Here is a 19,826-nt window from a genome sequence, read left to right on the forward strand (position 1 = left end):
CCGGCGGACAGGCGGCTTCGCGGAGCGACGGGTGTTCGGGGCAGGGAGTTTCCATGCCGAACCGGAACCATTCATCCATCGCCGACCATCCTGCCGAACCGCTGTCGCTCTACCTGCGGGACATGCGTCGGTACGCCTATCTGTCCGCCGAGGACGAGGGACACCTCATTCGGCGATGGCGCGACCAGGGCGATGCGAAGGCGCTCGACCGTCTGATCGGCGGCCATCTGCGGCTTGTGGTCGGGGTGGCCAAGCGCTTCCGCCGCTACGGCCTTCCGCTCGCCGATCTCGTCGCAGAAGGCAACATCGGCCTGATGCGCGCCGCGCGAAAATTCGATCCCGACAAGGGCTATCGTTTCTCCACCTATGCGCACTGGTGGATCCGGGCAGCGATCCAGGATTACGTGCTGCAGAACTGGTCCGTGGTGAAGATCGCCTCCAGCAGCGCGCACCGTACCCTGTTCTTCGGCCTGCGCCATCTGAAGGCCAGGCTCGACGAACTGGACAGCGGCGACCTTTCCCCGGATGCGGCGACGGCGATCGCTGCCGAGCTCGATCTCCCCGAGCGGGAGGTGGTGGAGATGAACCGCCGCCTGTCCTCCGACCGTTCCCTGAACGCGACGATCGGGGAGGAAGGCGAGACCGAGTGGCAGGACCTGTTGGCCGACGACCGTGACGACCAGGAAACCGTCCTCGCCGAAGCCGAGGAAAGGACCCGGAATCAGCGCCTGATCGCGCTTGGCCTGGAGAAGCTGACCGAACGTGATCGGCAGATCCTGGTCGCCCGCCGCCTTCTCGACGAACCGGTGACCGCCGACGAACTCAGCCGGCGCTTCAACCTGTCGCGCCAGCGCATCGGCCAGATCGAGGCGGCTGCGATGCAGACCTTGCGCAAGGCGCTGCTGTCCAGCCGTGCAGGGCAACAGCGGCCGTCGCCGCCACAGCCGGCCCCTCGCTCCGTCAAAGCACGGCCGGGGAAACGGAAGGCGTCGCAGAAGACGGAGCAGGCGCGAGCGAAGCCTGGCCGCTCCTGAACCAGTTCAGGCAGCCGGCCGGAAGCAGGCCGTTGCCGACCAGCAGGGCTCCCCGGCCGTAAAGCGGCAGCGTGCTGCCGCCATCGGGCAGGTCGAACGCCCAGAGCTGTCCGGTCGGGTCGCTCCAGACCGGGCGCCCGTTCACCGACACGACCGCGCCAAGCGCCTCGGCAGGGCCGACGCCCGGACGGAACAGCACCAGCGCCGTGATGTCGCCGCCGGCCGGTGGCAGCGCCGCCACCGGTCCCGCCACCAGCACCGCCGTGACGAGCGCCAGCGGTACCGTCCGTCGCCGATGATCCGGCATTGCCGCCTCGCCGGAACCGCCGTTGCCCGAACCGCCATCCGGACCGGTTCGGTCCCTCCGCACCATCCACAGGCCGACGGCAACCACGGCGATCCCGAAAACGGCGAACCACAGCAGGTCCCAGAACAGCCTGTTCTCGACATCCATGCGGATGCGGTGGATCCCCAGCAGCCAGTGCGACAGCAGAGCATCCAGGATGTGCCAGCTCCCGAAACCGACCAGCGCCCAGCCGGCAATCTCATGCCCGCCTCGGCGACCGGTGCCGGACAGGGCAACACGGCCGCGCCAGAGCAGCCACAGGCCGACCACGGCGATAAGGTACATCAGCACGTGGAAAAGCCCGTCCGCTAGGATCTGCACGCGGATGTCGGCGAAGGCGGGGCTGGCCAGCCCGGAGAGCAGATGATGCCACTGCAGGATCTGGTGCAGCAGGATCCCGTCGAAGAAGCCGCCGAGTGCGAAACCCAGGCAGCCGCCTGCCAGCCACAGGCGTCGGGCGCCTCGCGGTCGGTCCGCGGCCGACAGCGGCGACGTCATCCGACCGTTGGTGGCGCTGGAGTGGCCGGCGGTGGGCATGGCGTTGCGTTCCCCCGCATGGTGTCTTGCTCCGCGATCCAACAGCACGCAGCCGGGACGGTTCCTGCTGCCCCCTCCGCCCGGCCGTATCCTGGAGCGAGAAGGGCGTAACACCTTTCCCGGAATCTGCCGCGTTCGAAGGAACCCCGAACGCGCCGGCCACACGTCCGATGAAAATGGCCATCCTGGGCTACATCGCCGGCGACGGATTCCTGCCACCGGTCATAAGCCGTCGCCGAGGCCCACCCGGTTCCGTCCCGCGTGGGCCTTCCGGCACGTCCGCGGCGATCGCAGTGGCAAACGCGGCGGCGGCCATCGCCACCCTTCCGCGCCTCCTCGGCGGGCAAGGGTTGAGGATCACCAGACACCAGGAGAAGCACGGCCGATGCATGACCGTCAGGCCCGCGACGTCCGGCTCGATCTGTTCAAGGGCATGGCCCTGTTGATCATCTTCATCAATCATGTCGGCGGGAATCCGCTCGCCAAGGTGACGCCGGGACGGTTCGGCCCGTCGGACTCGGCGGAGATCTTCGTCTTCATCTCCGGGTACGCGGTGGCGCTGGCCTATGGACCGGTCCTGGCGAAGCAGGGTTTCGCCGCCTGCCAGCGCAAGGCCCTGCTGCGCTGCCGGCAACTTTGGGGCGCCAACATCGCCACCATGCTGGTATGCGCCCTCGTGGTCGCCCTGGCGGTCTTCGTCGCAGACCTGCCGATGACCGCATCCAACCGCCTCGCCAGCTTCGCCCCGCTGTTCGACAGCCCGCTGATGGCGATGGCCGCCCATGTGGTGCTGGCCTACCTGCCCTTCGCCCTCGATATCCTGGCGCTCTACATCCTGCTGGTCGCGGCGGCGCCGTTGTTCCTGTGGTCCTACGCCCGCTTCGGCATGGCAGCCGTCGCGGCGTCCGTGGTGCTCTATCTGGCGGCGCAGGCGGTTCCGGAACTGACGCCTCCCAACCTGTGGCAGGGGGGGTGGAACTTCAGCCCTCTCGCCTGGCAATGCGTCTTCTTCCTGGGAACGGCCTTGGCACTGTTGGTGCGGAGTGGCCGGCTGGAGCCGCTTCGATCGGCCTGGATCCTGCGGCTGCTGCTCGCCGCCGCCACCGCGGTGGTGGCAGGCATGGCGATCTGGAAGGGCGCCGCCTCGGACCTCGGCCGCTCGGTGGTGCCGGAGGGGCTGCACGCATGGCTGCCGTCGGAGACCATTCCCTGGGCCGGAAAGCACACGCTGGGACCGATGCGGCTGCTTCATTTCCTCGCGCTCGCCTGCCTCGCGGCGCTGCTGGTGCCGCGGGAGGCTGGCTGGCTGGCGTCCGCTCCGGCCCGGCTGCTGGCCGCCTGCGGCCGGCATTCGCTTCCGGTCTTCTGCCTGGGTGTCGTCCTGGCCATCGCCGGCACCGTCCTGCTGATGACCGGCGGCGGTCTGCCGATGGTGCTGGCCGTGAACCTGGGCGGGATCGCCCTGCTGCTGATGACCGGGGTCGTGCTGGAGCGCCGCCGGCTCCGGCGCAGCAGGACGGCCGCCGTGCCGATGGCGGGCACGGCCCCGATCGCGGAAGCTCCGTAAGTGGCGGCGGCAAGCTACGGCTCGGCGGCTTGAATCCCGCGCAGCACGGGCGCATAATTCATCCATGCAGATCAACCCGGCCATACCGTCATACCAGACGCAGAAGCCGACACCGCAGCTTACGCCCGCGGCGCAAATCGCCATGTCCCCCGCCGTCCAGGCCGCCCAGCAGACGGCGCCCACGGTGCGCACCCAGACCGTCAATGCTCCCCAGGCCACCGGCAAGGGCGAGCAGCCGCGGGAAGCGAAGACTGCGACCCAGGGCGCCCAGACGGTGGATACCCATGCGTCGGCGCTCTCCGCCAGGGTGAACGCCCAGGGCTACCGTCCGCGCGGCTCGTTGCTCGATCTCTCGGTCTGACCCGCGGCCGCGCGGTATCGGGGCGGCGGAAAGCTACGGGCGGAGCCATGAAAAAAGGGCCTTCCCCCGATCGGGGGAAGGCCCTGCCTTTAACGGACGGAGCGTGACGGTTACTTCAGCTCGTCCATGCCGTTGATGACGTGGGCGACGATGCCGTACTCCTTGGCCTCGTCCGCCAGCATCCAGTAGTTCCGGTCGGTGTCCTTCGCGACCTTCTCCAGCGGCTGCCCGGTCTCACGCGCGATGATCTTGTTCAGACGCTCGCGCATGCGGATGATTTCCTTCGCCTCGATGGCGATGTCCGTCGCCCGGCCGCCCGTCCCGCCCAGCGGCTGGTGGATCAGGAAGCGGGTGTTCGGAAGGCAGTAGCGGTCTTCCTTGTTCGCCGCCAGATAGATGTGGCAGCCGGCGCTGGCGACCCAGCCCGTGCCCAGCATCTTAACCCGCGGCTTGATAAAGCGGATCATGTCGTGGATGGTGTCGCCCGCCTCGACATGGCCGCCCGGAGAGTTCACGACGACGGTGATGTCGTCGTCGCTCTCGTGCGCAAGCGCCAGGAGCTGGGCGGAGACGACCTGCGCCAGCTTCATGTCGATCTGGCCGAAGATCAGGACCGTGCGCGCCTTGAACAGGGACTGCTGCACGGCGGCGAACTGCGGCTGGGCGCTTTCCTTCGACTTCTCGTCCGGTTCCTTTTCGGGTTCATCGTCGAACCGGGTGTATCCGACCTGCGCCATTGATGTTCTTCTCCCTGGTATCGGAAGCGGGATATCGGAAACGGGACACCATGCGGGGGCTGCCCGCAGTCCGGCCCGCTGCCGCTTGCGCCTTGCCTGCTTCACCACATAGCCCGTCCGGGCTTCATGTTCAACGTCCGGAAGCCCAAAATCCGCGGACCGCCGGCTGCGGCCTCCACCGGTTGACGCCATCCGCCGATGGCGGACACACTTCGCCCGTATCGGAACAGGGACAGGGCGAAATGTCCAGAAACGCTGCAGGACCGGGCGTGTCGGTGGTCATCGCCGCCCACCACGCCCATGCCACGATCGTCCGGGCGGTGACGAGCCTGTTGGCCCAGGACTGGATCGCGTGGGAGGCGGTCGTGGTCAGCGACGACGGTACCGATTACCGTCCGACGCTGCGGAACGCCGGGATCGCCGACCCGCGCCTGATCTTCACCGATACCGGCCGAATCGGGGCGGGGGCTCCGGCGGCACGGAATGCCGGCCTGGTGGCGGCGAGGCAGGACATGGTGGCCGTTCTCGACGCCGACGACCGCTTCAGGCCGGGTCGGCTGTCGACCCTGGTGCCCCTGGCATCCGACCGCGGCGCGGCTTTCGACAATGTGGCCGTCGTGCGGGACGAGGACGGCTCGCCGCTTCGTAGCCTGTATGGGGACGGGCGGGCGCCGGCCGAGGTTGACGCCGACGTGTTCCTGGCGACCTCGGTCCCGATGTTCCCGGTGCTGCGGCGCGACGTTGCACCGGGCTGGGACGAGGACGTGACCTTCTGCGACGACGTCGTGTTCAACGTCCGCCTGCTGGACGCCACCGGACCGGTGCCGCTGGTCCCGGAACCCTTCTACGAATACCGCCAGCGGGCGGGGTCCATCACCTTTTCCGCCGACAGCGGCGAGCGGGCGGAGCGCTGCTACCGCCATGTGCTGGACCGGCTCGCCGAGGATGGGCTCGGCATCTCGGATCCTGGCATCCGGGAACGCTTCACACGCGCCATCGCGGCCAAGCGTGCACGCAATGCCGCCTACGAAGCCGCCTTCAAGGCGGGGCGCTGTGCCAACTTCCAGGAGTTCCTGTCGCAGGCCGGCGAGTGAGGGTAGGAGCCCACGCTCCCGCTGGCTTTGCTTTACCATTTTGTGTCAGCCTGGACCTGTCGCCATTGCCGCAAATGCCGGACCGATACGGTACAGCCCATGAGCGCTCCCACCTGCTGCCTCGCCCGCATTCCCGCCAATGGACGGTTCTGGCTGAAGAACGCGGAGGTTTGCGGCGGATTCTGCGACATCCGCATCGAGGACGGCCGGATCCGCGCGCTGCTTCCTGCCGGCGACGCACCATGCTGTGCGCCGGGGCTGGACCTCGAAGGGGGTGCGGTGCGGCCGCTGGCGAGCGGCGGCACCGTCGAGGCCGGAGAACCAGCCGATCTTTGGGTGACGCTGTGCGGCGGCAGGACGGTGACCATGCATGCCGGGCGACTGGATGACGGCAAGCCGCAGGCCGAGGCGGCTGGGAGGGCGGTTTCCGATGGCGTCGTCCGCGACGACCCCGTGACCGAGACGCTTCGCTCTTCGCCGGCTCCCTGAAGCCTTCCAATGTGGCGGCCATAAAAGGGGGCTTTCCCGCAGGCCTTATCCGCAGGATCCCGGTGCCTGGTGCCTGGTGCCTCGGGACCGTCGTCCGCATCCGAAACACAAGGTGGAGAAACGCAGAACGCCGCAATCTTGCGACTGCGGCGTCAAACCCTTGCACCCTGCCTTTTGGAGGCCGGTTGCGGCTATGGTTTCAGACTTGAATGGCTCCCGGCGGAGATGGCATCTGCGACGCGGCATCCCGGCAGGGGCGCGCCGTCAGGCGGCGATACGCTCTTCCTGGAGACGGCGGTTGACGCGCACCCGCTCGAAGAGCTTCTGAACGCTCTCCCGGCTGATGCCATCGCGGGCCATGACCGCGATTACGATAGGATCTTCGAGGAGTTCGGTAAGGGTCGGCGTCATGTTTCGGTTCATACGTCCCTCCCTCTTGCTCCGACCCTCGTGCCTGACTCCGCCCCTTTGGAAGTTCGGCGACTGGTCGATGCCGGCTAATCGATTGGACTATCTCAATTGCACGCGTCTCTCGTTCCTGTGTCTCTGATCCTGGCAGCCCGTCACTACCGGGTTACCCCGCCTGCTCCGGATTGTAGGTATGAAATACAGTTTGAAGACCATAGCGCAGGGGAGGGCGTATTGTCACCAATCCTTTCGTCAACAACCGCTATGTCTTTCCGTGCATTGTCGCTGGAGGGAAAGCAGCAGTGCGTCGGCTTCCCGCTTCGGGCGTCACAACGTCCCGTCCCGTCCATGGCGCGCGCGCGTCAACCCGGCACCGCTCGCCATGCCCTCGCGAGTCGCCGCCGGCACCGCGACGTCCACCCGGACCTGCCTCACCTTGTCATGGGACAGGCAGAGGCTGGCGGCACGGTCGGCAAGATAGTCCGCGCCCGGCACATCGGCCTCGGCGCAAAGTCGCCGCAAGTCCTCGACGATATCCTCATAGGACATGACGGCGGCGATGTCGTCGGGGAATCCGGGACCGGGGTGGGTCACCGTCAGCGTCAGGTCGAACCGCACCAGCGGCCGGTCAGCCCGGCCGGCGAGGGCGACGGCAGCGGTGAAGCCGTGCACCAGGATGGTATAGGTGAGCGGGGCGCCGCCCGGCTGGACCATGATGGTTCGTTCAGGGTTGTGGTCCGACAACGCTTTCTCCAGTCCGGCGGCTCGGCGCCGGCAATGATGCGGCATGAACAAGGGCATGGGCATCGCCATCGGGCAGGCATGGGCGCCCCCTCCCGGAGGAGGCCGCCCATGCCTGCCCGATGGCGCGGTCACAGGCGATCGCGGAGCCGCATCACCGTATCACGGCCCGGCGCAGCCCCGGTCAACGCGGCGATGGGCTGCTTGAGCACCGGATGGACGATCTCGGCGGCGATGTCCGCCAGCGGGCACAGCACGAAGGCACGCTCGGCCATCCGGGGATGTGGAATTTCCAGGTCGGGATCGGCGATCACGCGGTCGGCATAGAGCAGGATATCGATGTCGATCGGCCGCGGACCGAAGCGCAGGCCGCCGAACTCCCTGCCGAGGGCCGATTCGATGTCCTTGACGAAGCGCAGCAGGTCCCGCGGCGCCAGCCGCGTCGTCCCCCGCACCGCCATGTTCAGGAAGGCCGGCTGGTCGGTGACGTACATCGGTGCGGTTTCATAGACGGCCGACTGGGCCTCCACCGTCACCTCCGCAGCAAGGCGACGGATGGCCTCCGCGAGGTTGGCGGCCCGGTCACCGAGGTTGCCGCCCAGCGCCAGATGGACGGTCGCGGCGGGGACGGCACCGCGGGGAGGAGCGGCGGATTCATGCTCGGCCATGGCTTTGGCGGTCCTGATGTGCTGGGATGGGCGGCTGGCGGAATTCCTTAGCAAATCTCCGCGCGCCCGTCAGCCTGCCCGTCATCCCGCCCGGGAACCATCCCTCGGGAACGGTCCGGCCATGGCGGGGTTTCAGCACTGGACAATTCGGTTGAGACGAACCCGGCAATGACACGAAATCCTGGTGGAGGAAGACAGATGGGCCAGCAACTCAGAAGCCTGGGCGGGGCGGCTGCCCTTTTCGGCGGCGTGGCCGTGATCCTCGCGGGTTGCGCCACCGGCCAGGACGCCGATGTGGCCCGGCGGGCCCAGACGGAACTGGTCGGCCTGTCCAAGGCGGACCTGCTGTCCTGCGCGGGCGTGCCCGACCGTCAGGCATCGGCCTCGGGGCGGGAGTACTATACCTATGTCGCGCGCTCGAGCGGAGCCTACAGCCCCGGGAGCAGCATCGGCATCGGTGCCGGCAGCTTCGGCAGCGGCAGCGGTGTCGGGTTGGGCCTCGGCTTCGGCGTCCCGATCGGCGGCGGCAGCAGCTACGGCTGCGAGGCCACGATGGTGATCGGGCCGAACGGGCGGGTGGAGCAGGTCAGCTATCCCAACGGCGCCTACCTGCCGTCCTGCAGCCCGATCGTGACGAACTGCGTCACCCCGCGCGGATGAGGCGGCGCGTCCATAACACCTTGTGACGAGGAGGCTGGGACTGTCGCGGCCACAGGCGATCGCCTATCTTGAAGCGGAAGCTCGGCACCGGCGGACCGGGGATGCAACGGGTTGGGGAAAAACGCGGCCCGCAAAGGGCGGCACCAGGGTTGGAGGATCGACGAACCATGGACATGAGCGGAAGCCACAGGATCGAGGCCACCCGCGAGGCGGTGTGGGCTGCCCTGAACGATCCGGACATCCTGCGCCAATGCATTCCCGGCTGCGAAGAGGTGGTCAGGCAGTCCGATACCGAGATGACCGCCAAGGTCGTCGCCAAGGTCGGGCCGGTGAGCGCCAAGTTCTCCGGCAAGGTCACGCTGTCCGATCTCGACCCGCCCAACGGCTACACCATCACGGGTGAGGGATCGGGCGGAGCGGCCGGCTTCGGCAAGGGCGGCGCCACCGTCGCGTTGAGCGACGAAGACGGGGCGACCCTGCTGAGCTACACGGCCAAGGCCCAGGTCGGGGGAAAGCTGGCGCAGATCGGCTCACGCCTGGTCGACGCCACCGCCCGCAAGATGGCGGAGGAGTTCTTCGCCCGCTTCTCCCAGATCGTCGGCGCCCCGCCGGCCGACACGGCGGCGGCCGTTGAACCCGCCACCGCCGAACCTGTTGCCAGCGCCCCCCTTGTCGCCGAGCCCCCCCCGGCCAGCGACCGGATCGCCGACACCGGCATTTCCAATAGCGGCATTTCCACCAGTGGCATCGTCGCCGGCGAAAAGGTTACGGTCCCCCCGCAGGCCGTGGGGCCGGCACCCGCAGCACCGGTACAGCCCGCCGCCGGCCGGCCCGCCAGCCGCATGGCGGAACCGCCTCCGGAGATCCCGCTGCCCCTGCCCGTGGGGCGCGGCGGCAGCGGTTTCTACGTGCCGTGGGCAGCACTCCTCGTGGTTGTGGTTCTGCTGATCGCGCTTGGATGGATGAGTTAAGGGGGGCGGATTGTTCATTGGTCGTAAGGTGGCATCAAAGGGGGTTTGACACACCCCCGGAATGTGTATGCTGCCGCGCGATTCCGGTCGGCGCCGTCGGCCGGTCGATCCATCGGAAGGGAAGCCGAAGTATGAAGAAGCTGTTGATGGGCGTTGCTGCCGTTGCCGCCGTCTCCGCGTCCATGATGGGTGCCGGTGCCGCCCAGGCTGCCGACGCCGCAGCCGGCAAGGATGTCTTCAAGGTCTGCATGGCCTGCCACACCGCCGAGCAGGGCAAGAACAAGGTCGGCCCGTCGCTGTTCGGCGTCGTCGGCCGCCCGGCCGCCTCGATCGAAGGCTTCAAGTACTCCGGCCCGATGAAGGAAAAGGGCGCCGGTGGCTTGGTCTGGACCGCCGAGAACCTGGACGCCTACATCAAGGCCCCGAAGGAAATCGTCCCCGGCGGCACGATGGCGTTCGCCGGCCTGAAGGACGACGCCAAGCGCGCCGACCTGATCGCCTTCCTGGCCGAGCAGAAGTAATCCCGCGGGCCTTCGGGCCCTCGGACGGCGAAAGGGCCGGAGGCGATGCCTCCGGCCCTTTTTATTTGCCCGGCTTCCGCCCGAGTCCGTCAGCCGGCGGCCTCCAGGCTCTTGCTCGCCACTTCATAGACGTCGGGCGACAGGCCCGGCGTGGCGACGATCCGCTCCAACTGGGCCTTCATCAGCGCCTGGCGTCCTGCGTCATACCGCCGCAGGCGGGAGAAGGGGCCCATCAGGCGGGCGGCAACCTGCGGGTTCATCGGATCGAGGCGCAACACCTGATCGGCGAGGAACCGGTATCCGGCACCGCCTGCATCATGGAAGCGGACCGGGTTGCCGTTGGCGAAGCCGCCGATCAGCGCATAGACCTTGTTGGGGTTCCGAATCTCGAAGGCCGGGTGGCCCAGGAGCGCCGTCACCTGCTCCAGCGCGTCGGGACGATGGGACATCGCCTGCACGCCGAACCACTTGTCGACGACCAGCGCCTCGCCCTTCCAGCGCTCATAGAAGTCGGCCAACGCACCGTCACGCTCCGCCGAGGCGGCGTTGGAGAGGAACTGCAGGGCGGCGACCTCGTCGGTCATGCCCTGGGCGTTGCGGTACTGCGCCAGGCAGAGCGCCAGCGCCTCCTCGTCCTCCAGCGCCATCAGGTAGGCGAGGCAGAGATTCTTCAGCGCCCGTTTGCCGATCGCCGCCGCATCGACGGAGAACGGCTCCTGGCTGCTGTTGCGGCGGTAATGGTCGAGGAAGCGCGGTCGCAGGCGGGCGGCCAGCGTCTTGCGCGCGAATTCCCGCACCGCATGGATCGCATCGGGATCGACCACCGCCATCTGTGTGCCGAGATAGGCCTCCGTCGGCAGCACCAGCGCCTGGGCGGCGAAGGCCGGGTCGCGGTCGGCATCGTCCAGGATCCTGGCGAAGGCGTCGGCATAGCCGTCGGGCAGCAGGAACTCGCGACCGGCCTGGCGGTCGGCGACCATCCCCAGCAGGATGCGGGTTCCCAGGATCTGCCCGGCCTCCCACCGGTTGAAGGCGTCGCTGTCGTGCGCCATCAGGAAGGTGAGGTCCTCGTCCGTCAGGTCGGTCCTCAGCTTCACCGGGGCGGAGAAGCCGCGCAGCAGCGACGGCACCGGACGGGCGGAGACGTCCCGGAAGGTGAAACTCTGCGTCGCGGCCGTGACGTGCAGGATGCGGCTGGTGCCGGCCGGCGCCTCCTCCCCCTCCAGGCGGAGCGGCAGGTCGCGGCCGTCGGGGCCGAGCAGGCCGACCACCAGCGGGATGTGCATCGGCTGCTTGGCCGGCTGGCCCGGCGTCGGCGGCACGGTCTGCGCCACCATCAACGTGTAGGTCTTAGCCGCCGCGTCGTGGGTGCCGGACACCTGCAGTTCCGGCGTACCGGCCTGATGGTACCAGAGCTGGAACTGGCGGAGGTCGACACCGCTGGCATCCGCCATCGCTGCGACGAAGTCGTCGCAGGTCACCGCCTGCCCGTCATGGCGCTGGAAATAGAGGTCGATGCCCTTGCGGTAGTTCTCCGCGCCCAGCAGGGTGTGGATCATGCGGATGACTTCCGCACCCTTGTTGTAGACGGTGGGCGTGTAGAAGTTGTTGATCTCGACGTAGCTGTCGGGGCGCACCGGGTGGGCCATCGCGCCGGCATCCTCCTGGAACTGCACCGTGCGCAGCCCCTGGACGTCGGCGATGCGCTTGACCGCGCGCGAGTTCATGTCCGACGAGAATTCCTGGTCGCGGAAGACGGTCAGACCTTCCTTCAGCGAGAGCTGGAACCAGTCGCGGCAGGTGACGCGGTTGCCTGTCCAGTTGTGGAAGTACTCGTGCGCGACCACCGCCTCGATGTTGAGGAAGTCGGTGTCGGTGGCGGTTTCCGGCTTGGCGAGAATGTATTTGGTGTTGAAGACGTTGAGCGACTTGTTTTCCATCGCCCCCATGTTGAAGTCACCGACCGCGACGATGTTGAAGATCTCGAGGTCGTACTCCAGGCCATAGACCTCCTCGTCCCAGCGCATCGACTTGATCAACGAGCGCATGGCGTGGTCGATCTTGTCCTCGTTGCCCGGCTCCACATAGATGCGCAGGGTGACGTCGCGCCCCGAGGCGGTGCGGAAGCGGTCTTCGCCATGCACGAGGTTGCCGGCGACCAGTGCGAACAGGTAGCAGGGCTTGGGGAAGGGGTCCTCCCAGCGCGCCCAGTGGCGTCCGCCCTCCAGGTCGCCGGAAGCGGCGAGGTTGCCGTTGGACAACAGCACCGGATAGCGCGCCTTGTCCGCCGTGATGGTGGTGCTGTAGCGCGCCATCACGTCCGGCCGGTCCATGAAATAGGTGATCTTGCGGAAGCCTTCCGCCTCGCACTGGGTGCAGAAGTTGCCGGAGGACTTGTAGAGCCCTTCCAGCGCCGTGTTCTCCTGCGGCTTGATGCGGACGACGGTTTCCAGCGTGAAGCTTTCCGGGACCTCGAGGAGGATCAGATGGTCGGGCGTCAGGGTGTAGTCGTCCGGCCCCAGCGTCCTGCCGTCGAGCGCCACCGACGCCAGCTCCAGCCGCTGCCCGTCAAGCGACAGCGGCTCGGCCGCGGCGTCGGCACGGGCCGGGTTGCGCCGGATCGCCAGCACGGCGCGCACGGTGGTGACGTCCTCGCCCAGATCGACGAACAGGTCGACCGTGTCGATCAGATGCGCCGGCGGGCGATAGTCCTGGAGCCGGATGGCCTTCGGCGTGCCTTTGTCCATGTGCCTTGTCTCTGCTCTGTCGTACGGGTCGGACCCCGCGGGTCAGGTCATATATGGGACCGGGCCGGGGGACGGGAACTGTAGCAAGGCGAAACAGGGCTGTCTGCCGCGGGATTGGGGAGGGAGGAAGACCGCGCCGCCGGTTCCGCCCCCCGAGAATGCCTCGGGAAACGGGCCGCCGGGATGGTCAGACGACGCCGAAGACCGGACGGCGGAAACCCGCCTCGGTTTCGCCGGCAGCGAGAAACCAGTAGGGCTTCATCACCGCGAACTGCTGGTTGTCGTCGCGCAGCAGCACGTAGGCGCAATAGACGGTGTCGTCGACCGGGCGAAGGAAGGCGGAGATCCACGGGTTCTGCCGCGTCCCGATGTGACGGGCGTGGCCCAGCTTGCGCTCGATGTCGTTGCGGTAGCCGACCAGGACCGCCGCATGGCCTTGGCGAAAGGGCAGGGCGGCCAGTTCCCCGTAGTTCTGGAGGAGGCGCGGATTGCCGATTTCGGTTTCCTCCGCGTACCATTGGACCACTTCCATGTAGTCCTTGGCGCGGGCATTGGCGCGGTCGTATCGCGCCTGCTTCTGCGTCCCGGTCTGGCCGCCCGCGACCTTCTTCACAAAGCTGATGAGACCCATGGGGCCGCCCTCTCCCTCACTGTTCATACGAACGCTAACAGAGCAATCATGCCCTGCAAAAGGGTTATGGCCGGGAAGACCCGGCCTTGGACAGCAGGCAGCCTTGCGGATGCGCCTCAGCGCCGGGTCAGCATCTGGCGCCGGGCCAGGGCGCGGTGGAGCGACAGCCGCTGCTTGACCGTCTTCGGCCGGCCGCGGACGCCCGGGGCATAGAGCCCGTCGAGCAGGCCCTGCCCGAACATTTCCCAATTGCGCAGTGGACCGGTGTCGAGATGCAGGAAATGCGAACTCGGGTACCAGCCGACACCACCACGCTTCAGGTCGAGCGCGCTGCGATGGGCGTCGGGCAGACGCGCCGGGAAGGTGACGTCGAGCGCGCGCCCCACGAGATGCTGGCTGTGCTCCGCCACCCCGAGCCCACGGCGGGCCAGCATGGCGTTGGTTTCCGGCGTGCGGAAGGCGGACAGGATGGTGGCGCGCGGCTGCCCCACCGCCTCCATCACGTCGGCCAGGAAATCCAGCGTCCCGACATCGACCGGGCCGCTCTTGTTGGCATGGTGGTCGCGCAGGAACGTCGCCAGGTCGCCCATGGCATCCGGCAACGGCCCATCGGCATCCCGGTAGGGACCGTCGAAGCTCTCGCCGGTGTGCATGTTCCTGAGGCTGAGGCGGCGTGGTGCCGACGGCGCGGCCAGCGCGCGGCCGGAAACCAGCACCAGGGCTCCGCAGGCGGCCAGCAGTGTGCGGCGCTTCAGGGAAATTGGCGTGTCGGGCATGTGGGTGGGGAACTGTCCGGGCCAGGGGCGACGATGGTTCGGTGGGCGGCTTGGCAGGCGGGATGCCGGTCCTAGGCAGCCTCAAGGTCAACAAAATGGGTCCCCGGCCGCAACTGCAAAGTGGCGGCGCATGGCTGCGGCGCGCCTTTCCGGCGGCTCGACCCGCAACGGTCACCGGATGATCGGCCTGCGTTCGGCCACTTCCTCACCTGATGGCAAGAAGGATGACGCCGCCGGCGATCAGGGCAACGCCCACCCAGTTGATGCCGGACAGGCGCTCGCCGAGAAACAGGACGCCGAAGAGGGCGACCAGCACCACGCTGAGCTTGTCGACCGGGGCGACGCGCGAGGCCGGGCCGAGCTTCAGCGCCCGGAAATAGCACAGCCAGGACGTTCCGGTGGCGAGGCCGGACAGCAGCAGGAACAGCCAGGAGCGGGCCGGGACCGCCGACGGCGCCAGCGACTGGCCGGTTGCCACGACGATGGCGGCCAGCATCAGCACGACCACCAGCGTCCGGATCAGCGTGGCGACATCCGAGGCGACGCCGTCGACGCCGAGCTTGGCGAGGATGGCGGTCAATGCCGCGAAGCCGGCCGATCCAAGCGCCCACGCCACCCAGGCCGGAACAAGGCCACCGCTCATGATCCTGCATATCCTCCGGTTCGACAGGCCGGTTGCCGTCAGCCCTCCGCCGGGGCGGCCTGCATCGACAAGGCAGCCATGCCGCCGCCACCCTATTGAAGCAACAAGAAAATTTTGCAAATGAGAATTATTAGCGTTATCGTCGCCGCCTGTACCGGTTCCGGGCGGCATACCGGTGCCCCGAACCGGCAGGAGAGTGCCGCCGATATCCGGCATCGCGCGGCCACCATCGGTCGCAGCACCGAGGATGCCCGTGCCGGCGGCAACCACGACTCGCTTTGGAGTTTCAATGACCATCGTGACACGGCGCAGAGAGGTGCTGACGGCCGGCCTCGCCCTGGGTCTCGCCGGGCTGCTGCCCATGCCGGGCTTCGCCCAGCAAAGCGGCGACGGGATCCTCGTCCGGCATGCGCGGGGTGAAACGCGGCTGACGAAGCCGGTCCGGAAGGTCCTGGTCTTCGACATGGCGGCCCTGGATACGCTGGATTCCCTCGGGGTTCCCGTCGCCGGCGTTCCGACGGGGCAGAAGCCCGCCCACCTCGCCAAGTACAACGGCGCTCCCTATGCGCCGATCGGCACCCTGTTCGAGCCCGACTACGAGGCGGTGAACGCGGCGGAGCCGGACCTGATCATCGTCGGGGGCCGGTCGGCCCCGAAATATGCCGAGCTGGCGGCCATCGCCCCGACCATCGACATGACGGTGAGGACCGACAGCTTCATCGCAAGTGCAGTGGAGAACGCGCAGACCCTTGGCCGGATCTTCGGCAAGGACGCCGAGGTCGACGCGAAGGTGAAGCACCTGCGCGCTTCGATCACCGACCTGAAGGCGACGGCCGCGGCGGCTGGGAAAGGGCTGCTGATCCTGACGACCGGCGGCAAGGTCAGCGCCTATGGTCCAGGCTCGCGCTTCGGCCTGCTCCACACCGACTATGGCGTCAGGCCGGCGGTGGAGACCCTGGAGGTGGCCAACCACGGCCAAGCCGTGTCCTTCGAATTCATCCTGCAGGCGAACCCCGACTGGTTGTTCGTCATCGATCGCGATGCCGCCATCGGCCGGGAAGGGCAGTCGGCGCGCCAATTGCTGGACAACGACATCGTCCGCCGGACCACCGCCTGGCAGAAGGGGCAGGTGGCCTATCTGAACGCCGGGAACTGGTACCTGGTTGGCGGCGGCCTGGCTGCGATGCAGCAGGACGTCGACGACATCAAGGCGGCGCTGTCCGGGAAGTCGTGACGATGCCTGCATTCGGCGTTTCTCCCGCCCCTTTTCATGCCGCCGGGATCGGTCGGCCGGAATGAGGTGGCTGCTTCCCGCTGCCGGCGGCGTGGTCGCGCTGGCGGCGGCGAGCCTGTTCGTCGGCGTCAGCGACGTGACGATGGGCTCCCTCTTCTCGCCCGGCGGGTCGGACGAGGCCGTGCAGATCCTGCTGGCCAGCCGTCTCCCGCGCACGCTGGCCCTGGTGCTGGCCGGGACGGCGATGGCGGTCTCCGGGCTGATCCTGCAGATGCTCGCCCGCAACAAATTCGTCGAGCCGTCCACCGCCGGCACCGCGGAATCGGCTGTATTCGGCATGCTGATGGTGACTCTGCTGGCTCCCGGCACGCCGATCATCGGCCGCATGCTGGTGGCGAGCCTGTGCGCGCTCGCCGGAACCACACTGTTCCTGGCGATCCTGCGGCGGATGCCCCTGCGCTCGCCGCTGGTGGTGCCGCTGGTCGGCCTCATGCTGGGGGCGGTCATCACCGCCTCCACCGAATTCGTCGCCTACCGCTACGACCTGATGCAGTCGGTCCGCGCCTGGGAGACCGGCGACTTCTCCGGAGTGCTGCGCGGCCGCTACGAGCTGCTGTGGATCAGCGGCGTGCTGACCGCCGTCGCCTATGCCGCGGCGGACCGCTTCACCGTGGCGGGACTGGGGGAGGATTTCACCACCAACCTCGGCCTCGACTATCGGCGGGTGGTGGCGCTGGGGCTGGTCATCGTGTCCCTGGTCACCGCAGCCGTCATCGCCACCTGCGGCATGATCCCCTTCCTCGGGCTGGTCGTTCCCAACCTCGTCAGCCTGATGCACGGCGACAACATGCGCCGCTCGCTGCCTTGGGTGGCGCTGACCGGGGCGGGGCTGGTGCTGGCCTGCGACATCGCCGGACGCCTGGTGATCCATCCCTACGAGATCCCGATCGGTACCACGATGGGTGTCGTCGGCAGCGGCCTGTTCCTCTACCTGCTGCTGCGCCGGAACGCAGGGGGCACCGGCCGTGCAGCCTGACCGCCGCCTCCTGCCGCCGGCCGCGACCATTGCGGCGCTGGGCGGCCTCACCGTCGTCTGCGTGCTGCTGTTCCTGACGCTGAACGCGCGGGGAAGCTGGAGCTTCGTGCTGAGCTTCCGCGGCACCAAGCTGGCGGCGATGGCCCTGGTCGGCGTCGCGGTCGCCACCTCCACGGTGCTGTTCCAGACGATCACCAACAACCGCATCCTGACCCCGTCGATCATGGGGTTCGACGTCCTCTACCGGCTGATCCAGACGGTGCTGGTCTTCCAGCTCGGCTCGGCGGCGGTCGCGGCGCTCGATCCGCGGCTGCGCTTCGGCATCGAGGTCACGGCGATGGTGGCCTTCTCGTGGCTGCTCTACCGCTGGCTGTTCTCCGGCTCGCTGCGCGGGCTGCACCTGCTGATGCTGGTCGGGATCGTCTTCGGCGTGCTGTTCCGCAGCCTGGCCAGCTTCCTTCAGCGCATCATCGACCCCAACGAGTTCCTGGCGGTGCAGGACCGCCTGTTCGCCAGCTTCAACCGTGTCGACGCTCCATTGCTGGCGCTGTCCGCCGTCATCATCCTGGCGGTCTGCGCGGTCGTCTGGCGACAGGCCCGGATGCTCGACGTCTTGGCGCTGGGGCGGGAGGCGGCGATCAACCTCGGCGTCGACCACCGGCGGGCGGTGATGCTGGTGCTGGTGCTGGTTTCGCTGCTGGTCAGCGTCTCCACCGCGCTGGTGGGGCCGGTGACCTTCTTCGGGCTGCTGGTCGCCAACCTCGCCCACCTGCTGGCCGACAGCCACCGGCACCGCGTGGTCCTGCCGGTCGCCGCCCTGCTCGCCGTGCTGACGCTGGTCGGCGGGCAGCTCGTGCTGGAACGGCTGCTCGGCTACGCCGGGGCGCTCAGCATCGTCATCGAGTTCCTCGGCGGCATCTTCTTCCTGGTCATTCTCGTGCGGAGGGCGGGCCGATGATCGAGGTCCGGAACACCACCAAGTCCTATCGCGGCAGCATCGTGGTCGACGACGTGTCGATCTCGCTGCCGGCTGGCGGCGTCATCTCGCTGATCGGCCCGAACGGGGCGGGGAAGTCTACCCTGCTGTCGATCATCAGCCGCCTGCTCCCGGCATCGGCGGGTACGGTGACGGTCGACGGGATGGACGTGGCGACCACCCCCGGCGACGTGCTGGCGCGGCGCCTGTCGATCCTGCGGCAGGACAACCAGATGACCGCCAGGCTGACGGTCCGCGACCTCGTCGCCTTCGGCCGCTATCCCTACGGCAAGGGGCGGCTGACGGCGGAGGACGAAATCCACATCCGCCGGGTGATCGGTTACCTGGAGCTGGACGCCCATGCCGGCCGTTTTCTCGACGAGCTGTCCGGCGGCCAGCGCCAGCGCGCCTTCATCGCCATGGTGCTGTGCCAGGACACCGACTACGTCCTGCTCGACGAGCCGCTGAACAACCTGGACGTCAAGCACGCGGTGGCGATGATGAAGCTGTTCCGCCGCACCGCCGACGAGTTCGGCAAGACGGTGATCCTGGTGCTGCACGACATCAATTTCGCCTCCTGCTATTCCGACAGAATCGTGGCGATGCGCGACGGCCGCATCGTCTACGAAGGCCCGCCCGAGACGATCATCACGCCGGAGGTGATCCACGACGTCTACGGCGTCCGGGCCGACATCCACGAGATCGACGGCAAGCGGATGGCGCTGTATTTCCGGTGACGGCCAGGGGAACGGGGAAGGGAGCGGGCAGGGGGATCACCCCTCGCCGCGCTCCTCGCGTTTGGCCTGCTGCCAGAAGGCTTCCATCTCCTCCAGCGTGGCGTCCTGCGGCTTGCGGCTCCCGGCGGCCAGCAGGGCCTCGATGCGGTGGAAGCGGCGCTCGAACTTGGCGTTGGTGCCGCGCAGCGCCGCCTCGGGCTCGACCTTCAGCCGGCGGGCGAGATTGACCAGGGCGAACAGCAGGTCGCCCAGCTCGTCGGCCACCCGCTCCTGGGCGCCGCCATTGTTCATCTCCGCCCGCAGTTCGCGGACCTCCTCCTCGACCTTGTCGAGGATGTCGCGGGCGTCGGTCCAGTCGAAGCCGACGCGGGCCGCCCGGTTCTGCAGCTTGAGCGCCCGGGTCAGCGCCGGCAGCCCGGCGATGACACCCTCCAGCGCCGACGGTACCCGGCCTTCCTCGGCCGCCTTCGCGGCGCGCTCCGCGGCCTTGTGCTCCTCCCACCGCGAGGTCTGCTGGTCGGCGGTGTCGACCTCCTCGGGACCGAAGACGTGCGGGTGGCGGCGGATCATCTTGTCGGCGATGACCCCCGCGACCTCCTCGAAATCGAACAGCCCTTCCTCGCGGGCCATCTGACTGTAGTAGACGACCTGGAACAGCAGGTCGCCCAACTCCTCGCGCAGCGCGGCCTTGTCGTCCTTCTCGATGGCGTCGGCGACCTCGTAGGCCTCCTCGATCGTGTGCGGCGCGATGCTGCGGTAGGTCTGTTCGAGATCCCATGGGCATCCGCCATCGGGATCCCGCAGCCGCGCCATCACGTCGAGCAGCCGGTCGATGTTGCGGGTCATGTCGTGCCGTCTCCGGTTACGGGGCAGGAAGGGGAAGGGGCGACCATAGCCGACACGGCGGCGGGA

General features: G+C 68.1%; 22 protein-coding genes. 12 read left to right on the top strand and 10 right to left on the bottom strand.

Annotated features, from left to right (window positions below; all coding sequences use genetic code 11):
* Positions 1 to 53 precede the first annotated feature (53 nt).
* Positions 54 to 1,034, top strand: a complete 981-nt coding sequence (locus J2850_RS18575; RefSeq protein ID WP_209984449.1) for an RNA polymerase factor sigma-32 — start codon at positions 54 to 56, stop codon at positions 1,032 to 1,034.
* Here the strand turns inward: J2850_RS18575 and J2850_RS18580 are convergent.
* Complete coding sequence (locus J2850_RS18580) at positions 961 to 1,917, bottom strand: DUF2243 domain-containing protein (RefSeq protein WP_209984452.1); 957 nt, start codon at positions 1,915 to 1,917, stop codon at positions 961 to 963. The genes J2850_RS18575 and J2850_RS18580 overlap by 74 nt on opposite strands.
* Before the next feature lie 385 nt (positions 1,918 to 2,302).
* On the opposite strand from J2850_RS18580, the gene J2850_RS18585 reads away from it, so the two are divergent.
* Both J2850_RS18585 and J2850_RS18590 read left to right on the top strand, forming a co-directional pair.
* Positions 2,303 to 3,484, top strand: a complete 1,182-nt coding sequence (locus J2850_RS18585; RefSeq protein ID WP_209984455.1) for an OpgC family protein — start codon at positions 2,303 to 2,305, stop codon at positions 3,482 to 3,484.
* 64 nt (positions 3,485 to 3,548) lie between these two features.
* Positions 3,549 to 3,845 (top strand): hypothetical protein, encoded by a 297-nt coding sequence (locus J2850_RS18590; RefSeq protein WP_209984458.1) that lies wholly within the window; start codon positions 3,549 to 3,551, stop codon positions 3,843 to 3,845.
* 110 nt (positions 3,846 to 3,955) lie between these two features.
* On the opposite strand, the gene J2850_RS18595 is transcribed toward J2850_RS18590, so the two are convergent.
* Positions 3,956 to 4,582: an ATP-dependent Clp protease proteolytic subunit gene (locus J2850_RS18595; RefSeq protein ID WP_209984461.1), complete on the bottom strand. Its 627-nt coding sequence runs from the start codon at positions 4,580 to 4,582 to the stop codon at positions 3,956 to 3,958.
* A gap of 242 nt (positions 4,583 to 4,824) precedes the next feature.
* Here J2850_RS18595 and J2850_RS18600 point away from each other — a divergent pair, with 242 nt between their 5' ends.
* Positions 4,825 to 5,676 carry a glycosyltransferase family 2 protein gene (locus J2850_RS18600; RefSeq protein ID WP_209984463.1) on the top strand — a complete coding sequence of 284 codons (852 nt, stop codon included), beginning with the start codon at positions 4,825 to 4,827 and terminating at the stop codon, positions 5,674 to 5,676.
* Between the two features lie 99 nt (positions 5,677 to 5,775).
* Positions 5,776 to 6,165 carry a hypothetical protein gene (locus tag J2850_RS18605; RefSeq protein WP_246513202.1) on the top strand — a complete coding sequence of 130 codons (390 nt, stop codon included), beginning with the start codon at positions 5,776 to 5,778 and terminating at the stop codon, positions 6,163 to 6,165.
* A 264-nt stretch (positions 6,166 to 6,429) separates the two neighbouring features.
* On the opposite strand, the gene J2850_RS18610 is transcribed toward J2850_RS18605, so the two are convergent.
* From J2850_RS18610 to folK, 3 genes are all read right to left on the bottom strand, one after another.
* Positions 6,430 to 6,588 (bottom strand): hypothetical protein, encoded by a 159-nt coding sequence (locus J2850_RS18610; RefSeq protein ID WP_209984467.1) that lies wholly within the window; start codon positions 6,586 to 6,588, stop codon positions 6,430 to 6,432.
* Positions 6,589 to 6,900: 312 nt separating this feature from the next.
* The gene (locus tag J2850_RS18615; protein ID WP_211113965.1) at positions 6,901 to 7,317 is read right to left on the bottom strand and encodes a tunnelling fold family protein; all 417 of its coding nucleotides are present in this window, start codon (positions 7,315 to 7,317) and stop codon (positions 6,901 to 6,903) included.
* Positions 7,318 to 7,445: 128 nt separating this feature from the next.
* Positions 7,446 to 7,982, bottom strand: a complete 537-nt coding sequence (gene folK, locus J2850_RS18620) for a 2-amino-4-hydroxy-6-hydroxymethyldihydropteridine diphosphokinase (protein ID WP_209984469.1) — start codon at positions 7,980 to 7,982, stop codon at positions 7,446 to 7,448.
* 198 nt (positions 7,983 to 8,180) lie between these two features.
* On the opposite strand from folK, the gene J2850_RS18625 reads away from it, so the two are divergent.
* The 3 genes from J2850_RS18625 to J2850_RS18635 all read left to right on the top strand — a co-directional run bounded on the left by J2850_RS18625 (position 8,181) and on the right by J2850_RS18635 (position 10,134).
* Positions 8,181 to 8,642, top strand: coding sequence for a hypothetical protein (locus J2850_RS18625; protein WP_209984471.1), 462 nt, complete (start codon positions 8,181 to 8,183; stop codon positions 8,640 to 8,642).
* Positions 8,643 to 8,809: 167 nt separating this feature from the next.
* Positions 8,810 to 9,613, top strand: coding sequence for an SRPBCC family protein (locus tag J2850_RS18630; RefSeq protein ID WP_209984473.1), 804 nt, complete (start codon positions 8,810 to 8,812; stop codon positions 9,611 to 9,613).
* Positions 9,614 to 9,744: 131 nt separating this feature from the next.
* The gene (locus J2850_RS18635; RefSeq protein WP_209984478.1) at positions 9,745 to 10,134 is read left to right on the top strand and encodes a c-type cytochrome; all 390 of its coding nucleotides are present in this window, start codon (positions 9,745 to 9,747) and stop codon (positions 10,132 to 10,134) included.
* 89 nt (positions 10,135 to 10,223) lie between these two features.
* Here J2850_RS18635 and pepN read toward each other — a convergent pair whose 3' ends face one another.
* The 4 genes from pepN to J2850_RS18655 all read right to left on the bottom strand — a co-directional run bounded on the left by pepN (position 10,224) and on the right by J2850_RS18655 (position 14,931).
* Positions 10,224 to 12,881 carry an aminopeptidase N gene (gene pepN, locus J2850_RS18640; protein ID WP_209984481.1) on the bottom strand — a complete coding sequence of 886 codons (2,658 nt, stop codon included), beginning with the start codon at positions 12,879 to 12,881 and terminating at the stop codon, positions 10,224 to 10,226.
* Between the two features lie 187 nt (positions 12,882 to 13,068).
* Positions 13,069 to 13,512 carry a hypothetical protein gene (locus tag J2850_RS18645; protein WP_209984483.1) on the bottom strand — a complete coding sequence of 148 codons (444 nt, stop codon included), beginning with the start codon at positions 13,510 to 13,512 and terminating at the stop codon, positions 13,069 to 13,071.
* Between the two features lie 116 nt (positions 13,513 to 13,628).
* On the bottom strand, positions 13,629 to 14,288 hold the full coding sequence (locus tag J2850_RS18650) for a YcbK family protein (protein WP_209984487.1): 660 nt from the start codon (positions 14,286 to 14,288) through the stop codon (positions 13,629 to 13,631).
* Between the two features lie 205 nt (positions 14,289 to 14,493).
* Positions 14,494 to 14,931, bottom strand: a complete 438-nt coding sequence (locus J2850_RS18655) for an EamA family transporter (protein WP_209984490.1) — start codon at positions 14,929 to 14,931, stop codon at positions 14,494 to 14,496.
* Between the two features lie 289 nt (positions 14,932 to 15,220).
* On the opposite strand from J2850_RS18655, the gene J2850_RS18660 reads away from it, so the two are divergent.
* From J2850_RS18660 to J2850_RS18675, 4 genes are all read left to right on the top strand, one after another.
* Complete coding sequence (locus tag J2850_RS18660) at positions 15,221 to 16,165, top strand: siderophore ABC transporter substrate-binding protein (protein ID WP_209984493.1); 945 nt, start codon at positions 15,221 to 15,223, stop codon at positions 16,163 to 16,165.
* A 61-nt stretch (positions 16,166 to 16,226) separates the two neighbouring features.
* Complete coding sequence (locus J2850_RS18665; RefSeq protein WP_209984496.1) at positions 16,227 to 17,201, top strand: ABC transporter permease; 975 nt, start codon at positions 16,227 to 16,229, stop codon at positions 17,199 to 17,201.
* A complete protein-coding gene (locus tag J2850_RS18670; protein WP_209984499.1) occupies positions 17,191 to 18,159 on the top strand; it encodes an iron chelate uptake ABC transporter family permease subunit in 969 nt (322 codons plus the stop codon). The genes J2850_RS18665 and J2850_RS18670 overlap by 11 nt, the downstream gene beginning before the upstream one ends.
* The gene (locus tag J2850_RS18675) at positions 18,156 to 18,914 is read left to right on the top strand and encodes an iron ABC transporter ATP-binding protein (protein ID WP_209984502.1); all 759 of its coding nucleotides are present in this window, start codon (positions 18,156 to 18,158) and stop codon (positions 18,912 to 18,914) included. The genes J2850_RS18670 and J2850_RS18675 overlap by 4 nt, the downstream gene beginning before the upstream one ends.
* 36 nt (positions 18,915 to 18,950) lie before the next feature.
* Here J2850_RS18675 and mazG read toward each other — a convergent pair whose 3' ends face one another.
* Positions 18,951 to 19,760, bottom strand: coding sequence for a nucleoside triphosphate pyrophosphohydrolase (gene mazG, locus J2850_RS18680; RefSeq protein ID WP_209984505.1), 810 nt, complete (start codon positions 19,758 to 19,760; stop codon positions 18,951 to 18,953).
* Positions 19,761 to 19,826: the final 66 nt, after the last annotated feature.

This window comes from Azospirillum picis (genome assembly GCF_017876115.1).
GTDB classification, from domain to species: Bacteria; Pseudomonadota; Alphaproteobacteria; order Azospirillales; family Azospirillaceae; genus Azospirillum; species Azospirillum picis.